Source organism: Mucilaginibacter sp. P5_A4 (assembly GCF_056400605.1).
Window position 1 is genome coordinate 62418 of sequence record NZ_JBFUKX010000006.1, and the last position, 17044, is coordinate 79461.

Genomic DNA, 17044 nt, shown 5'->3' on the forward strand with positions numbered 1-17044 from the left:
GAGTTTTAAAACAGCGCAAACAACTTTAATTACAATAAGTAAAAAAATAGTTGGGTTTACATTATAACTTTGGTTTATACAAATAAAGGATTTTTCTTAATTATTAAGAAATAATTCTTCAACGACTTTTACGAAATAAGTAAATAAAAGTTGCTATATTAAATAAGGTGATTGTATATATAAATCTTTAATATCGATTTGCTATTTTTTCTTTAATATAGTAAACAGGTTATAAACAGCCTGCACAAAGTAATGCGGCTATTATAGTTTGCGGGGTCACAATTACGTGAATAAGTTCGTTCCCCAGAATATCGTTATCATAGTGTTAAGCTAATAGTACTAAGTCTTGAGTCAAAAGTTAGATTTATTTTTTTTACTTAGAACTTAAGACTTTCGGCTAAAAACTATCCGTCACTACACGATTAACATAACAGTAGTTGTTAACCATGGTAAATCCAAAAAGATAAATGAGGTACCTACTGCGTTGTAACCCTCAAACTTAGAGTATCCGTTTGCATGGCGGTAAAAATGCCAAGCCCGTTAATAACGTTAGTAGGCTCGTTAACCAGGGCCTGCGAATTGCGCGATATATTGGTGGTGAGGATATTGATATATTCTTTATTTACCCGCATGAGGATCACCTGGTAATGGCCGTAATAGTTAAATGACGATTGCAGAAGGTTGTAATAAGAGGCCTGTTCCGTATTGATCTGGAAGCTGGGCCTGTTATTACTACGGATGTACGATATATAATAGGGGTCGTTATCAAGGTTTTTAAATACCAACAGGTGGTATAATGAATCCGGGTTCGACCAGCTAATGGTTGCCCTTACCACATCGGCATAAAGCGGGTTGATAGAGCTGGGTACATGAAAAATACTATCAGATATGGTGAAATTCTGCGGCTTGCCAGGCATTACCGTGCTGGCGCTGATAGTCACATTATCATAATTAAACTGCATAGTATAGGTTTTACCACTGGCTACAAACGATGAGCTGGCATAGGTATAGGTGCCGCTTGCCGACTCGGTAAGTTTAACACGCTGGCTGCCATCAGATACACTGATGCTTAAACCGGTAAGCGCGGCCCCATACGTTGTAGTGTCGGCAAGATCTTTTTGCTGGTAAACTTTTACGCTTAATGTTTGGCCGGGAATAAGGTAGGCTTCAACCACAGGTTTGTTGGTAGCTAATATATCCGACTGATTTTTTTTGCAGGATGCCAGCAGAAACAGGCCTGCTATTAAACTTAATACTATATGGCGGATGTATGTTCTTATTTCCATCTTAAACTTAAAGTAAGGTTGGGGGTAAAGCCCAGGTAATTAACGTTGGTGGTTATCACCTGGTTGTTTTGCATCTGGTACTCGCGGTACCAGGTATTGGTATGGTTGTAAACATTAAAAAATGAGAGTCCTATGGAGCCTATCTTATGCCCGTCTATCTTCAGCAAGTCGTAAGATATCGACATATCCAAACGATGATATGCTGGCAGACGTTCGCCGTTTTTGTCGCTGATATTAAGGTACGTTGTGCTGTTGCCATCGGCCGTTTTAATAGTATAGGTTGATAGGGGGGCGGTGTACGGCCTGCCGGTACTGAACAGGAATGTGGCCGCGAAGTTCCACCTGTCGTAGTGGTACATGTTGATTGATTTAAATTCATGCCTCACATCCTGGTTGGCATCGTAGTAATAATCACCAAAGGCGCTGAATTTGTTTTGAGCTTTGGCCAGGGTGTAGCTTATCCAGCCGGTATAATTACCCATCTTTTTTTGCACCAGCACTTCAACACCTTTGGCACGGCCTGTGCCCTGGTAAAAGTCTTCGGTTACGGTTTGGGTGGTGTTTGGATTAATAAAGCGGCCGCCTGTTTGGGTTTGCCTTACCGTATATTGGGTGAGGCCGCTCAGGGTTTTATAATAACCTTCCACGCTTATCAAAAATTCGTCGGTTTCATAGCTCACACCACCTATAAAATGCCTTGCCCTGCCTACCGGGATATTACTGTTGTTGGATAGCACCCAAAAATTACGGTCGCCGGCCAGTATATCCTCGCGAATCACCTGGTTTTCAAACTGGTAAAACTGGCCTGTGGCCCCCTTCACGGTGAACCTATCGGTAAGGTTATAACTGGCCGATAGGCGAGGTTCAAAATAGGGTTTTGCTGTAGGGCTGTAATAGCTGGCGCGTATACCGGGTTGTAAATGCAGCTTGTTATTTGGGTCGATAGCGAGCTCGGCGTATACACCCTCCAGTGTGGCATTGTTATGCTGATTTATCAGCTTGCTGGTATCATTCTGGGTGTATTCGTAATCTATCTTCTTATAAGAAATAAGTCCGCCAAACAGCAATTTATAAGTGTTGCTGGCCTGCCATTCCCATTCAGATTTATAGCCAACATCCTTCAGGTTATTGTTTTCGATAGTGTTGTTGCTGAAGGTATGCGCTATCCCGTTACTGTCCAGCAATGACCCGCCCGAACTACCCCGGTTACGATCGTTAAAATAGGAAGAGTAGGTGATGTAATTATTGGAGTACAGTTTTTTATTCCACTGCCTAAACCATTTGATGCTGCTGCCCAGGTTGCCATATTTGGTATAATCGGTAATACCAATACCGGCGCCCGATGATGATAAACCCGGCGGCAGGCCCAGGTCGCGGCTATTGTCGGTTTTATCGGTACCCGAATAATAGCTTACAGAAACCTTATCTTTTTGACTGATGTTGTAAGTGTACCTGGCATTGGCATCGTAAAAGAACGAGCTTGGCGTTACCTGGTTGGCAAAGCCGCCTCCCGGCCGGCCCAAGCGGCGGCCACTTCCGCCACCGCCCTGGAAGTTAGTGGTTTGGTTAAATTGGTTAAATATTTTGTTGTAAAAAGGTCCCTGGTATGATCGCCTGATGGCCAGCAGCAGGGATGATTTATCTGATAGCGGGGTTTCCAGGAAGCCGCTCGCGCTCAGCAGACTCAGATCTACTCCCATATTGGTTTCGTTCTTGTTACCTTCCTTGCCATTAATTTCGGTAACGCTTGATAGCCTGCCACCGTATTTGGAGGTAAAGCCGCCTTTGTATAGCTGTACATCCTTTACCGCGCTGGCATTAAAGGCGCTGAAGAAACCGTAAAGATGATCTACCTGGTAAATCGTGAAGCCATCCAGCAGTACCAGGTTCTGGTCGGGCGTACCGCCCCGAACATAAGCTCCCGAAGATGATTCATTGGTGCCGCTTACCCCCGGCATCAGCTGAAATGCCCGAAGGATGTCTTTATCGCCCGTGGTTGGTAGTTTATCCAGGTTGGCCGGCGAAAGCTGTAATACGCCCACCTGCCTGCTATCGGTATTCATTACCCCGCTTTTTTTACCGGTGATGCTAACTTCATTTAAGGTGTTTAATGATGAGTACATGCCACAGATAAGGGTTGAATTGATCTTTTCGCTGCTGAGCTTGAAAAAATCTGTTTGATAACCGGCATATGATACCTCAACAATGCAGGTATCGGATGGCACCCTAAGAAAGGTAAAATAACCTTCGGCATTAGTCATGGTATTCAGATCGGTGTTACGGACCCGAACGGTGGCAGAAGGGAGCGACTCGCCGGTTAACTGGTCAACCACCCGCCCGTTAATGCTCACCATAAAGTGTTTGGGTACCAGTTTGGGCTCGTCCTCATCATCGTCACGCTTATGGCGTTTTATTTTGGCGTTGGCAGCCTGCAATGATAGCTGGTTAAGTTTTTTAAGCCTTGCCAGGTCGTCGGTATTTTGGAGGATGTAAATAGTACCGTTAGATTCAATCCAGTATTTCAGATCATTTTCTCTGCAAACCTGTTTTATTACATCTTTAAGCGGCTCTTCAAAAAAATGTTCCACCACATCCATGGCGTTCAGCGGGTCGCGGTCAAATACAATACGTACCTGGTAGTTCATGGCCAGGGTATCAAACAGCTGATCGAGCGGGCATGCAAAAAAATGGTTAACAATGATGTCTTTCAATTTTTTCTGCGTTTGCTGCGCCTGTACAGCCGAATGACCTAAACCGATACTAATAAATAACAATAAGGAAAATCTCTTCATCAGGGGTGTATTTTCTTTGTGCCGAAATTGCACCCTATTTTTAATGCCCTAAAATAAAAGCGACATTGGCAGGGCTTGTGTAGATAAAGAGGGGGATTGTGTAGTGTGGTGAGTTGTGGATAGTGAGTGGCGAGTGATGAATAATTTATTTTCTTAAATAGACAAACCATTCACCACTCACAACTCACCATCAATTAAACCTTCCCAATCATCCGGTTAATTACATCACGGTAGCTGTCGCTTAAGGGTACTTCGGTATTAATGAGCTTGATACGGGCCCTGCGCAGCTGGGATACATGCTGCAGGTTTACCAGGAATGATTTGTGTACGCGGAAAAACTGATCGGCAGGTAACTGCAGTTCAACCGCTTTGAGGCTGATGCGCGATAATACCGGCTTTTGCTGGTTGGTAAAATGGACCTTCACATAATCTTTCAATCCCTCAATATACTCCACATGGTCGAAGCTTATTTTAATGAGGTTATAGTCGGCATGCAAAAAGAAATAGTTTTTAATTACGGGCTGGGGCAGATAGCTTCGGCGAAGCTCAAACAGATCAATCGCTTTGTGGCAGGCTTTTAAAAATCTGTCCAGCGGTACGGGTTTCACCAGGTAATCAATTACATCCAGCTCGAAGCCCTCAAGGGCAAATTTTTCATAGGCGGTTACAAATATCACCATAGGGCGGTTGGTAAGACTCTTGATGAGCTGTAAACCATTGATGCCTGGCATGTATATATCGCAGAAAATCAGGTCGATATGTTCCTTTTGCATGGCAAGTATAGCCTCGCCTGCATTACGGCAGCGACCAGCCACCTGTATGCTATGCACATGTTTTAAATTGTCCTCCAGCAAATCGAGCGCCAGGGGCTCATCATCAATAATAAGGCATCGTATCATTTAAGTTCAAGTTGCAGCATAACAATATAGGTTTGCTCGTTTTTATTGATATATAAATTATGTTTATCGGGGTAAAGCAGCTCAAGCCGCCTTTTAACGTTGGTTAAGCCAATGCCGCTGTCATTATCTTTTTGCTCTTCTGTAACATTGTAAACGTTTTGCACGCTAAACCGCAGGGTTTGTTCATCGGCTATAAGAGTTACCGCTATATCGGGGTTGGCTATGTCGCCGGTTCCGTGTTTAAAAGCGTTCTCCACAAAAGGGATCAGCAGCATAGGCTCAATGGTTTTATCGGGCGCTTTTATCTCCGAATGGAAATATATTTTAACCTGGTCGCCAAAGCGCAACTGCTGCAGTTCGATATAACTGCGCAGGTAATCCTCTTTTTTTTGTACCGTTACCATTTCGGCATCAGTAACATACAGCATGTAACGTAATAATTTTGATAATTGTATCAGCGTAGGCTCAACTGCCGAAGGATTTAAACGCGAAAGCGCCACCGCGCTGTTAATTACATTAAATATAAAGTGCGGACTGATCTGCGACCGCAAAAAAGCAAGTTCGGACAAGAGCGAGGCATTGGTGATATCCTTCTTTTTGTCCATTGCCTTAAACTGATCGGCCAGGTAATGGTAGGCAAAGCTGCCGGCGGTAACGGATAATAATGGGAACAGGATAAAATTAGGCCTTGGCGGCGATATATGACCGGCCATTCCCCTGAACTCCTGCATGGGGAAATGTGGTCGCATGTATAAAAGCAATACATTAAATACCACAAATGATGCTAATAATGATAAAAAGTACAGCCAGGCGTTCTTTTTTAACAACCTGGGGATCAATAAAAAAGCATTGAGGTAAAACTCGGCTGCCAGCACCAGGTTAAAGGTGATGATACGTGCCGGCGAGAACAAATGCTGCGGCATCCCCCGCATATCTGGCCGGGAAATGATAGGTGTACCGATAATAAGTGCCCAAAATAATAGGTGAATACACACCTCGATAACAAGTGCCGGTTTTATGCGGTTGAACATATAAGCTAAGGTAACCGCATTTAAGCCCTGTGTTAAATAGAATAGACGAGGAGGTTAATTGTGCCGACGAAGGACGTTTTTTAGGGGCTATTAAATTGAAGCAGGCATTTTGCGGTTTGTGAGTGCACGCTTATCGCTAATATAAAGTCAATCCTGCAAAATCGCTTATTATCAGGTTGTTTACCGTCAAACGGTCTGCCAATTGCAACCTGAGTCATTATTACACGATTAAAGTGGAATTATTTCCACAAACCAATAATTAAATTAATATTAAGTGCTGTTTTGCGCGTTTTAACCAGTATTTAATAATTGGCACTGCATTTGAATTTAACTTAATATCCTTCTCAAAAGGATTGTTTTTCATAGGTAGATGTAGAGGCCGACAAACTGCGAGAGTTTTTCGGCCTTTTTTATTTGTACCGGCTGGGCCGGAGAGAAATCGGTTTGCAAACATATTTCTTAATCCCCCGTTTCTATTATCCCCTGTATTGCCCGTTAGCTGATAAACCTGTTTTTTATCAAATAAATATTTCTAAATTAGTATTACCAATTATAAACCATCTATTCCCATCTGCCATGATCAAAAAGCACCTGCAACAATGCCTGGTGGCGTCTTTATCCGTATTTTTTTTATTTACCACAAACAATACCTATGCGCAGAGCAAGGATGGCTGGCGACAACTTTTTAACGGTAAAGACCTTAACGGCTGGAAACAGGTAGGCAAGGGCAGCCGATATGTAAAAGATGGCGTAACCGGCAGTCATGGAGGGATGGGCTTGTTATACTATACCAAACAAAAGTTCAGTAATTGCACCATTCGGGTGGTTTACAAAATGCAAAAGTTTAACAGTAATGCCGGGGTTTTTATCCGCATTCCGTTGGAACCAAGGGAGGAGTGGATGCCGGTATTTTATGGCTACGAGGTACAAATAGATAATCACCCCGAAACATCAAAGGAGGATGATTACCACATTACCGGCGCTTTGTACTCGTTAACCAAACCATTGGCCAAGCCGGGTAAACCGGGGCCGCAATGGAACACCATGGAAATAACATTGGACGGCCCGCGCACTGTTGTATACGTGAACGGCCAAAAAGTGACCGATTATAAAGAGGGCGACCCAACGCCGGCACGCAAATTTGATTTTGAGCCCTATCGCGGCATCCGTCCTAATGAAGGTTATATCGGCATACAAAACCATGGCGATGATGATGTAGTTTTTTTTAAGGAAGTATCTGTTAAACCGCTACGTAAATAACTTATGGGAAAAGCTGAGGAAACAACCGGTACCAACGGCATAAGCCGGGCCGATTTTATAAAAAAAGCGGCCATAGCCACTGCCGGATTTTATATTGTACCCCGTTTTGTGCTGGGCGGCAAAGGCTACACCGCACCAAGCGATAAGCTGTACATTGCAGCCATAGGCTGCGGCGGTGAAGGTGAAAATGATATTCGCCACCTGGCAGGCACCCCTAAAAAGAATGCCGTTATTGCCTTTTTGTGCGATGTTGACGACCGGCAGGCAGCCCCGCGCCGCAAGGAATTCCCCAAGGCGTCTTTTTACCACGACTGGCGCGAACTGTTTGATAAACAGCACAAAAACTTTGATGCCGTTACCATAGCCATACCCGATCATAACCACGCGCCGGTAGGCTTAAGCGCCATGCAACTTAAAAAACACCTGTACCTGCAAAAGCCCTTAACACACGATATTTACGAAGCCCGGATATTAACCCAGGCATCAGAAAAATACCAGGTGGTTACCCAAATGGGCGACCAGGGTGCATCATGCGATGGCATGCGTACCATGCGCGAATGGTTTGAAGCTGGCCTGATTGGTGAGATTGAAAAAGTATACTGCTGGACGGACCGCCCCGTGTGGCCGCAGGGCATAGCCTGGCCAAAAGCAAGTCCGCCCGTACCTAAAGAGCTGAAGTGGGACCTGTGGCTGGGTACCGCCAAACAAACCAATTATGTTGATAACCTGGTGCCCTTTAACTGGCGGGGCTGGTGGGAGTTTGGCACCGGCGCGCTGGGCGATATGGGCTGCCACATTATGGGGCCGCCGTTTAAGCTGCTGGGTTTAGGTTACCCAACCGAAGTATCGGGCAGTGCCAGTACGGTTTACCAGGGCATCTTTAAGGAAGGTATTTACCCCGAAAGCGGCCCTGTATCAAGCTCCATCAAATTTAAATTTAAACAGCAGAATGATAAGAATCTGGACTTGTACTGGATGGACGGCGGCATTACACCCGAACGCCTTGCCGAGCTTGACCCTGCCTTAAATATGAACGAAGCCCTTGGCGATGTGCCCGGCGAAAATGATTTTGAGGGTTGTACGCTGTTTATAGGCACCAAAGGTAAGGTTTCCTGCGGATGGGGAGGGAGCCACCCCCGGTTATTGCCGCTTGCTTTGAATAAGGATGTGCACGTTCCCGAGAAATACGCGCGTGTACCCGGTGGTATGGACGGCCACTGGTGGCAATGGATTGATGCCAGTATAGCCGGTTATGGCAAAATTGAGGTCGACTCGCCATTTGTGGGCTACGCCGGGCCGCTTACCGAGACTGTACTGATGGGCAACCTGCTGCTGCGCACCTTTAACCTGCGCGAAAAAATAAAACGCAATGACCCCGTTTACGGCAACATGGAAGGTTACAAATTTACAGGCCGCTACACCGGCTTAACCTGGGATGGCGAAAATATGAAGGTTACCAACTTTGAACCCGCTAACCAGTATATCCGCCGGGCGTACCGGCAGGGGTGGGGGAAGTTGAAGCTATAGGGGGGACCAACAGGTATAAATCTTCTACTATCTCAATTTTTATAATTTATTTGATCTTAATGGTTTTTTTATAAATCTTTTTAGTGACTTTACCGTCCCAATGATAGTAGACTATAGTTCTGGACAGACTTTCCATTCGTAATAGTAAGTCAAAATAAAGTGCCCTGGACCGACTCGACAGCATATAGCATGTGGACTTCTGATTGTATTGAGCGGGCAGGAAAATATTATTTTTATTTTCCTGCCACTGCAAAATCCGGTAGCCCCAAAGGGTTTTCAATTGGTGTTGCTATAGCCGACGAACCTTACGGCCCATTCGTTCCACAGCTGTTGCCCATAGCCGGGATTCATGGTATAGATCCGAATGTACAGATCGATAAGGACGGACAAGCGTATATTTACTGGGCGCAGGGAAACCTTTACGGTGCTAAGCTTAAAGCAAATATGCTTGAACTGGCATCAGAGCCGGTAAAACTTGAAGGCTTTCTAGATAAGGGCTTAAAAGAAGGGCCTTACATATTTGAACGAAAGGGTATTTACTATATGACCTATCCGCATGTGGCTGATAAAATAGAGCGGCTGGAATATGCCATGTCAGATAGCCCTTTAGGGCCTTTTAAATACGCCGGCGTGCTCATGGACGAATCAGCTTCTGGCTGCTGGACAAACCATCAATCCATTGTCAAATTTAAAAATCAATGGTACTTATTTTATCATAATGACAACTTATCGCCAAACTTTGATAAAAACCGGGCGGTAGTTTGTTTTTAATGTAGATGGCACTATCCGCAAGGTTATTCCGACATTACGTGGCGTTGGTGTAACCACCTCATCAAAAAAAATACAGATAGACAGGTTTAGTGCTAAAAGCGCGGATGGAGTAGAGGTGGGGTTCCTCGACACGATAAACAAATTCAAGGGTTGGAAAATTATTTTCAATAAAACCAATTCGTGGGTGAAATATAATAGTGTGGTTTTTGGCAAAAAAATAACAGAGTACACTAACATAAACGCCTGTTCAGCAACCGGAGGAACTTTATCTATAAGTACTGAAGATAAACCGGGCAAGGTTATAGCAAAACTTGTTATACCAAAAGGGAATAACTGGAGTGTTGTTAAAAAAGCAGTTTTATCTATGCCTCGCGGTGTCAGCAACCTTATAGTACAATTAAAAGGCAGCGGCCGTGTAGAAGTTGACTGGATAAGCTTCGAATAAGCCTTATATACCGTAAGTGTCTGATAAAACTACCCGGATGTAAAACCCGTTGACATACACCTGTATACACGCCGCTAAAATCAAGTGACACGAAAATTATTACAATTCTTCCTCGCTTTCCTTTATGCTTTGTTGGTCAAATGCAAAAGCCACGCAGGGATCTGCCTGGCATAGGGAAGCGTTATTATAATGAGATAAGAGCCTCTTTTCTATCCATCACGCTGCTATTCTCCACCTTTCTATAATCGGATGGAAGCATATTAAACTTCTCTCTAAACGACCGTGAAAAATAATGAGGTGTAGCAAAACCTGCTTCATAGGCTATTTGTGTAACGGTTAGATCACTCTTCAGAAGTAATATTGCGGCCCGGTCGAGTTTATAAGAGCGGATAAATTCAACGGGCGGAAGACCGGTAAGCTCAAATATTTTTGTGTAAAGCGCTCCCCGGCTCATTGCCAAATGTTCGCTGAGATCTACAACAGAAAATTTTGGATTATTTAAGTTGTTGTCTATGTAATTGACCACCTTTTTTAAAAATTTCTCTCCGCTCGACGCCACCTCCATGTCCGCGTGAATAACTGTTAATTGCTTTTTATAGGTGTTTTTAAGCATGGTATTGAGTTGTAAAAGATTTTTGATTTTGACATTTAAAATTTCAAAATTAAAGGGTTTGGTCAAATAATCGTTTGCCCCGGATTCGAGTCCTCTCAGCTGTTCATCTTCGCGTGCGCAGGCGGTAAGCATTATCAATGGGATGTGGCTGGTACGTTTATCGGCTTTTATTTTCCTGCTCAGCGTAATGCCATTCATAAATGGCATAGTTATATCACTAATGATCAAATCAGGATGGCATGATAACGCCTTATCCCAACCCGCTACACCATTTGAAGCCTCAACAATTTTATATTGGGCCAATAAGCTGTCTTTGATATAATAGCGGAACTCATCGTTGTCTTCCACAATAAGCAGTACCGGCATGTCTGTAATTGCCTGGGCAATATTTCTTTTTATACGGAAATCTTTTTCTTTAACATCTGTTTTAACCGGCAGCTGAATTTCCATTGACCTATCAGCAAAAACTTCAAGAGGAATTAACACGCTGAAATCTGAACCTTTTCCTAATTCACTTTCAACAGTAATGCTGCCACCGTGCATTTCAACAAACTCTTTAGTGATTGAAAGACCAATTCCGCTTCCCGGATTTACGTTTCCTATATTAGGATCCCCAGCCTGATAAAATCGTTTAAATATAAAATCTTTTCTCTCCGGGTCAATACCAATACCTGTGTCAGTTATTTTAAATTCCAACACCGTTTTATCTATGTTGGATGTGGGATGCCTGGTAATATTAACAGAAACCATCCCTCCGGGTAATGTAAATTTAAAAGCGTTGGAGAGCAGGTTAAATAAAATACGCTCCACTTTGTCGTGATCAAAGCGTACGAACAATTTTTCCTGAGGCGCCTTATAATTAAAGGTTATGCTTTTCGATTCCGACAAATCATGAAAAGAATCTACAACATCGCCTATGAATGAAATTATTTCACCTTCGGTCAGGCTAAGCTTTAATTCTTGTTCTTCTAATTTGCGGAAATCTAAAAGTTGGTTTACCAAATTCAACAGCCGTCGCGCATTTCGTCGTATCACTGCCAGTTGTCCTGTGGTTTGCTCGTCCTTATGTTCTGCTAATAGCTTATCTGCAGGCGCCATGATAAGTGAAATTGGCGTACGGAACTCGTGGCTCAGGTTGGTAAGAAATTTAATCTTAAGCATATCAAGTTCATGCAGCCGTTCTGCTTCCTTTCTTTCCTGTTCAAGCGCAAGTTTACTTTTTAATTTTTTTATACCCCGGTGACGGATGAACAGAAGTGCGCCCACAGCCGTCAACGTATATAGCAAATAGGCGTACCATGTCATCCATATTGGGGGGTGGATCACGATACGGATTTGTGCACCTGCGTTGTTCCATATTCCATCGTTGTTGCAAGCCCGCACTACAAACAGGTAGTCTCCGGGATCTAAATTGGTATAATACGCCGTGGTGGCCGAACCGACATAATTCCAGCTTTTATTGAATGATTTAAGAATGTAGGCATATTTGTTCTGCTGTGGAAGCGTAAAATTAATTGCAGAATAACTGATCGAAAAGTTTTCTTTGTAGTCCAGGTCAATCTGCTTCGCTACCGAAATATCTTGTTTAAGTGGCGAGTGGCTGCCAGATAATACAATGTTATTATTTACTTTAAGGTCGGTTAAAAATACCGGGGGGGCATTGTTGTTACTTTTTACCTCCTGCTTTGGGTCAATATAATTAAAGCCTTTGGCACCGCCAAAGAAAAGCAGGCCTGTAGTTGACCGGAGGCCCGATCCGTCGATGAACGCATCGTTTTGCAGGCCATTGTAGGCAGAATAATGAGTGAATTTTTTAGACGCCGCATTAAGCATGCATATTCCTTTATCAGTACTTAACCATATGTTACCGCTAGAGTCTTCCAGCAGTTTGTGCACTACTCCATCTGGTAGTTCGTTTGGTGCGGAATAATTAACCAATTTTTTATGGTTCAGATTAAAGCAAAATAGTCCATCTCCGGCAGTGCCAATCCACATATTGCCATCATGGTCCTGCAACAGCGAAAACGAGCGATCGATCGCCATTCCGGTATTTTTATTATTATACACTCTGAACTTTTGAGTTGTAGGATTTAAAACTGCTATTCCACTGCCATAGGTGCCAATCCAAATATTTCCCGCTTTATCCTCTTCAATAGCCCTGATAAAACCATTAACAGGTAACTGCCCTTCCCCGGCAGAAGCAGGAGTTGATACGTATTTAAAAAAGGTTTTTTTATCAGGGTCAAACACATTAACCCCGCCGCCGTTGGTCCCTATCCATATTTTGCCCTTGCTGCTTTCCTTCAAACAAAAAATTTCGTTGTGGTTTATATGCGCATCGCCGTTTCCTGCATTTAACTGTTGGTACCCGCCGGTTTTTGTATCGTAAATGAACAGGCCGTCCTGAAAAGTGCCGATCCAAAGTTGTTGGTTGCGGTCAAGCATCATACTTAATATCGGAAGACCGGCAGAATTATTTCTTGTTTTAGATTTTATAGCAATATGATTGAACAAACCGCTCTTGATGTGAAAAAGATTCAGCCCGCCTCCATCCGTACCAACAAACAGATCTCCGTCCTTGTTCTCGGCGAACGATGAAACGAAGGGTGCGCTTAGTCCGGCAGGGTCATAGGCATTATTTTGCTTCGAATTAAATAAGGTGAGGTTCCTGTCATACTTATCCACGCCTCCCTGGTAAGTGCCAAGCCAATAAATCCCATCAGGATCATTATAAATGCAGCGGATAGATTTGCTGCTTACGCTGAATTTATCCCGGTCGTCATGATTGTAGCGTTTTACCTTTCCGGATGCCGGATCTAAAATATTCAAACCACCTTCGGTGCCTACCCAAATTTTATTACCGTTCGCGGCTGTGCTATAAATAAGGTTGCCGCTGAGCGTACTATCGTCATTAGGCTTGTATTTAAAATTTTTAAAAGTTTTTAAATCCGGCGATAAACAGCTTAGTCCATCATTAGTTCCTATCCATAACCTGTGCCGGTATTCGGCTATGGTATTTATTCCCTCGCTTGGGATACTTGAGGGGGTGTTGTTTTCATGCCGAAAGGCAATGAAGCTGTTTGATCCTTCATGATAAAGATAAAGGCCGTTATCTGTACCAATCCACATTCGTCCCTTGCTATCCCTGAAGATGGATAATATGACACCCGAACGGAGTTGCCCCGGTTTGTGTTCGTCGGCCTTATAAAATATTTCTTTTTTTGTTTTGGGGTCAAGTACGCACAAGCCTCCTATCGTACCTATCCAAAGACGGCCATGAGCATCACCGTAAATAGATTTTATATAGCTTTTTGCAAGATGACCACCTGCAGGACGCTCCGGGAAGGTTCGGAACTGATCGTGAGAACGGTCGAGGTAATATAAACCGCCCCCCATTGTACCTACCCAAAACTGCCCTGCTTCATCCTCATACATGCTTGTTACTTCTTTGGAGCGATAACCTGATTTATCTGCCGGATCAAAGCGATATGGCTTATGTTCCATACCGTCAAATCTGTCCAATCCATCGGCGGTTGCAAACCATAAAAATCCATAATGGTCCTTTATGATCGCATTAACAGTATTCGAGAGCAAACCGTCGTGAGATGTCATTACAGTAAATCGTATAGCCTGCCCGCGGCATTGAATAGTGATGCCGAGTGATACCGTTAATATAATTAAAAACAACCGGTTAACCGTAGTTTGCTTACGTGAAAGAGAGGGGTTTAATATGCCAAATGCCATAGCTTTTTTAAAAAATGCACAGCCATCCGTTTTTATCGGCAGATGATTGTACTGATAAATTTAATTTCGAAAACAAGAGGTTTATAAAGGTGCGACTTCAAACGTTTACTGAAAATCACATAACGTAAATGTAAACTATAAATCTACAAAAAACAATCGATTGCATAAATAAAAAAATAGTGACCTAAACTAGATATCTGGCGAAATGTTTACATGCATATTTGAATATGATGGCTTAACATATCCGATAACACCCTCTTAATTTATTGCAAATTGAGGGCAGCAGTTTATTATTGATATGCCTTCAACATAACGATTTCTTTCGGCGCCGAAATGGGATGTTAAGCTATTAAATGATTTAGGATTTTTGATATTGTGCGCCTGATTAAGGCGTCGATGTCACAAAAGACCACTTATTTCAACTAAAGTGTTGATTTATTCAACATTTGTGGCACGTCAAGTTCTGTTTTCAAAATACTTTTGGTCGAAGTTGATTTAACAATTGTTGGTTTCACCATTGTTCCATTTTTTATTCAGCGGACTAAATTCTGAAGCTATGGATGATTAATACTTATTCGCCAGGTGAACCACCAATTTTTGAACCAACGCTTCAATTTAAAACGCCTGGGTACAATCTGAATTAACTAAATATCATGAACCAATTCATCCGGCTTATTGGCCTTATAACGGTTTTCTCGCTCATCGTTTTATTCGCAAATGGTCAGGGAAAAATGCAAGATTCCGCTGTGTTTTATCAAACAGTTAACACCTATGTGAATCCAATTTTACCTGGCGACCACCCGGACCCCACCTTACTTAAAGTGGGAGGTGATTTTTATCACTGCGGGTCTTCCTTTCATTTTAACCCCTACCTGCCCATTTATCACTCAAAAGATCTTGTTCATTGGGAGGTAATTAGCAGGGTGCTGCCGTCATCAAAAGCGGCCTGGGTTAATGACCGGCCTTCAGCTGGTGTCTGGCAGGGTGCCATAACCTATTTTTACGGCTCCTACTGGATATATTTTTCGGCCGGAGGGCAGTGGTTTTGTAAGGCAAGCTCCCCTAAAGGGCCGTGGTCAAGTCCCGTACAAGTAAAGTCTAATCCTGAAACAGGTAATCTTGGTTATGACAACTCGGTTTTTGTGGATGATGACGGAAAACCTTACATGGTAATAAAAAACGGTCAAAAAGTTAATCGTTTGCAAGCCTTGGGTAAGGATGGGCAATTGACAGATAGTGTGATTAATCTCGACTGGGTAAACGCAAAGCTACAGTATAGTTGGGCAGAAGGCCCCGTAATGTGTAAACGCAATGGCTATTATTATTACTTTCCGGCTGGTGATGTTACAGGCGGACAATATGTTTTAAGAGGAAGATCATTGACAGGCGATTCGACAAAATGGGAAAGGCTGGGTGATTTTTTTAAACCGGTTACCGATGTTAAGACAGGTTTTCGTCGTCCTAACCACATTTCAGCCCCCGTTCAATTGGCCGATGGTAGCTGGTGGACAATCGGACAAGGCTACGAAAAGTACGAGGGCGACGATTGGTCAGGTGCCGGACGCCAAACCGCTCTTTATCCCGTAACATGGGAGGGCGACAGGCCCTGGGGCATGGCGCCAACCGCCTCACCTATCTTGAAACCGAACCTGCCACAGTCGGGTATTTCATGGACAAGTGTGAAAACAGATTATTTTGATAGCGGTGAATTAAGCCTGAATTGGCATTTCCTCACCAAAAAAGCGTCAGCTTCTTATTCGCTTACCGCGCGGAGGGGATGGATAAGGCTTACGCCCGATTCCGCCCGAACCCACCTTGTTCAAAAGGAAACGGACCACTATTATTCTGCTGTTACAAAGGTTGACCTGCGTGCAACCAATGACAGCGTTAAGGCTGGTATTTATCTTACTAACGGAAACCAGGCGGTGGTGGTGAGGCTTTACAGCGGTTACAACAATGGAAGGAAAATTGTTTTCACAATGGATACCGCGACTCGGAGCGCGCCAAACATCTTCGGAAACATCGTTTGGCTGAAACTGGAAAGAAACCGCCACGAGCTAACCGGATATTATAGCGGCGACGGAAAAACCTGGATTTCTTTAGGCAGGCCAATTAACGCAGTTAAACTTGATGAAGCCCAACCAAATTTTAATTCATGGGTAGGGACAAGCGTAGGTTTATTTGCAGAGGGCAGGCCTGCAGACTTTGATCGTTTTATTTGCAAGGACGGGACCTCCTTATTGCCTGCAGTAGGCTATCGTAATTACTATGGAATAGCCACTGTTAATAAAGGGAAGTGGAAAACGGTAACCAATACATCGGTGTATGGCGGATGGTTTATGATATCCGGTGTGGAAATTGGAAGTCAGTCGCCGTCTTCGGTCCAGGTAGTTGCTTCCTCAAAACGTAAAGGCACGCTTCAAATATGGCTTGATGATCTTCGGACCGGTAAATTGATAGCTACAATACCGCTAAACGCTACAGGCAGCGGTAATTATAAAACATTCAGCAAACAACTTAAAAATGTTACCGGGCAACATGACGTTTTTGTGCGGTATCCTGCTGGCGTTCCACAAGCTATCTTTATTAAAAGCATCAGGTTTCCTGGTAAGTAAGGTTGCTTTTAGTTATTAACCCATAAGAAAAATAGTTAGACATAATCTTTATTAAACCACA

10 protein-coding genes are annotated in these 17044 nt (G+C 43.4%); 5 read left to right on the top strand and 5 right to left on the bottom strand.

What is annotated here, in order from left to right; genetic code table 11:
• Positions 1–476: 476 nt before the first annotated feature.
• The 4 genes from AC1DQW_RS05965 to AC1DQW_RS05980 all read right to left on the bottom strand — a co-directional run bounded on the left by AC1DQW_RS05965 (position 477) and on the right by AC1DQW_RS05980 (position 6008).
• A complete protein-coding gene (locus tag AC1DQW_RS05965; RefSeq protein WP_477453241.1) occupies positions 477–1286 on the bottom strand; it encodes a DUF4249 domain-containing protein in 810 nt (269 codons plus the stop codon).
• On the bottom strand, positions 1277–4078 hold the full coding sequence (locus AC1DQW_RS05970) for a TonB-dependent receptor (RefSeq protein ID WP_477453242.1): 2802 nt from the start codon (positions 4076–4078) through the stop codon (positions 1277–1279). The genes AC1DQW_RS05965 and AC1DQW_RS05970 overlap by 10 nt, the downstream gene beginning before the upstream one ends.
• Before the next feature lie 194 nt (positions 4079–4272).
• Positions 4273–4977, bottom strand: coding sequence for a LytR/AlgR family response regulator transcription factor (locus AC1DQW_RS05975; protein WP_477453243.1), 705 nt, complete (start codon positions 4975–4977; stop codon positions 4273–4275).
• A complete protein-coding gene (locus tag AC1DQW_RS05980) occupies positions 4974–6008 on the bottom strand; it encodes a sensor histidine kinase (RefSeq protein ID WP_477453244.1) in 1035 nt (344 codons plus the stop codon). Before AC1DQW_RS05980 ends, AC1DQW_RS05975 begins: the two co-directional genes overlap by 4 nt.
• Positions 6009–6584: 576 nt before the next feature.
• On the opposite strand from AC1DQW_RS05980, the gene AC1DQW_RS05985 reads away from it, so the two are divergent.
• From AC1DQW_RS05985 to AC1DQW_RS06000, 4 genes are all read left to right on the top strand, one after another.
• On the top strand, positions 6585–7268 hold the full coding sequence (locus tag AC1DQW_RS05985) for a 3-keto-disaccharide hydrolase (protein WP_477453245.1): 684 nt from the start codon (positions 6585–6587) through the stop codon (positions 7266–7268).
• A gap of 3 nt (positions 7269–7271) precedes the next feature.
• Complete coding sequence (locus AC1DQW_RS05990) at positions 7272–8795, top strand: Gfo/Idh/MocA family protein (RefSeq protein WP_477453246.1); 1524 nt, start codon at positions 7272–7274, stop codon at positions 8793–8795.
• Between the two features lie 159 nt (positions 8796–8954).
• Positions 8955–9566 carry a family 43 glycosylhydrolase gene (locus AC1DQW_RS05995; protein WP_477453247.1) on the top strand — a complete coding sequence of 204 codons (612 nt, stop codon included), beginning with the start codon at positions 8955–8957 and terminating at the stop codon, positions 9564–9566.
• A 184-nt stretch (positions 9567–9750) separates the two neighbouring features.
• Entirely contained in the window at positions 9751–10011 is a 261-nt protein-coding gene (locus AC1DQW_RS06000) for a carbohydrate-binding protein (RefSeq protein ID WP_477453248.1), read from the top strand.
• Positions 10012–10195: 184 nt separating this feature from the next.
• Here AC1DQW_RS06000 and AC1DQW_RS06005 read toward each other — a convergent pair whose 3' ends face one another.
• Entirely contained in the window at positions 10196–14368 is a 4173-nt protein-coding gene (locus tag AC1DQW_RS06005; RefSeq protein WP_477453249.1) for a hybrid sensor histidine kinase/response regulator transcription factor, read from the bottom strand.
• Positions 14369–15021: 653 nt separating this feature from the next.
• Here AC1DQW_RS06005 and AC1DQW_RS06010 point away from each other — a divergent pair.
• Positions 15022–16983: a family 43 glycosylhydrolase gene (locus AC1DQW_RS06010; RefSeq protein WP_477453250.1), complete on the top strand. Its 1962-nt coding sequence runs from the start codon at positions 15022–15024 to the stop codon at positions 16981–16983.
• Positions 16984–17044 lie beyond the last annotated feature (61 nt).

Coding starts and splice junctions, on each gene's coding strand:
- AC1DQW_RS06005 (WP_477453249.1), bottom strand. CDS start 14,368: ATGGCATTTGGCATATTAAACCCCTCTCTTTCACGTAAGCAAACTACG.
- AC1DQW_RS05985 (WP_477453245.1), top strand. CDS start 6,585: ATGATCAAAAAGCACCTGCAACAATGCCTGGTGGCGTCTTTATCCGTA.
- AC1DQW_RS06010 (WP_477453250.1), top strand. CDS start 15,022: ATGAACCAATTCATCCGGCTTATTGGCCTTATAACGGTTTTCTCGCTC.
- AC1DQW_RS05965 (WP_477453241.1), bottom strand. CDS start 1,286: ATGGAAATAAGAACATACATCCGCCATATAGTATTAAGTTTAATAGCA.
- AC1DQW_RS05970 (WP_477453242.1), bottom strand. CDS start 4,078: ATGAAGAGATTTTCCTTATTGTTATTTATTAGTATCGGTTTAGGTCAT.
- AC1DQW_RS05980 (WP_477453244.1), bottom strand. CDS start 6,008: ATGTTCAACCGCATAAAACCGGCACTTGTTATCGAGGTGTGTATTCAC.
- AC1DQW_RS05975 (WP_477453243.1), bottom strand. CDS start 4,977: ATGATACGATGCCTTATTATTGATGATGAGCCCCTGGCGCTCGATTTG.
- AC1DQW_RS05990 (WP_477453246.1), top strand. CDS start 7,272: ATGGGAAAAGCTGAGGAAACAACCGGTACCAACGGCATAAGCCGGGCC.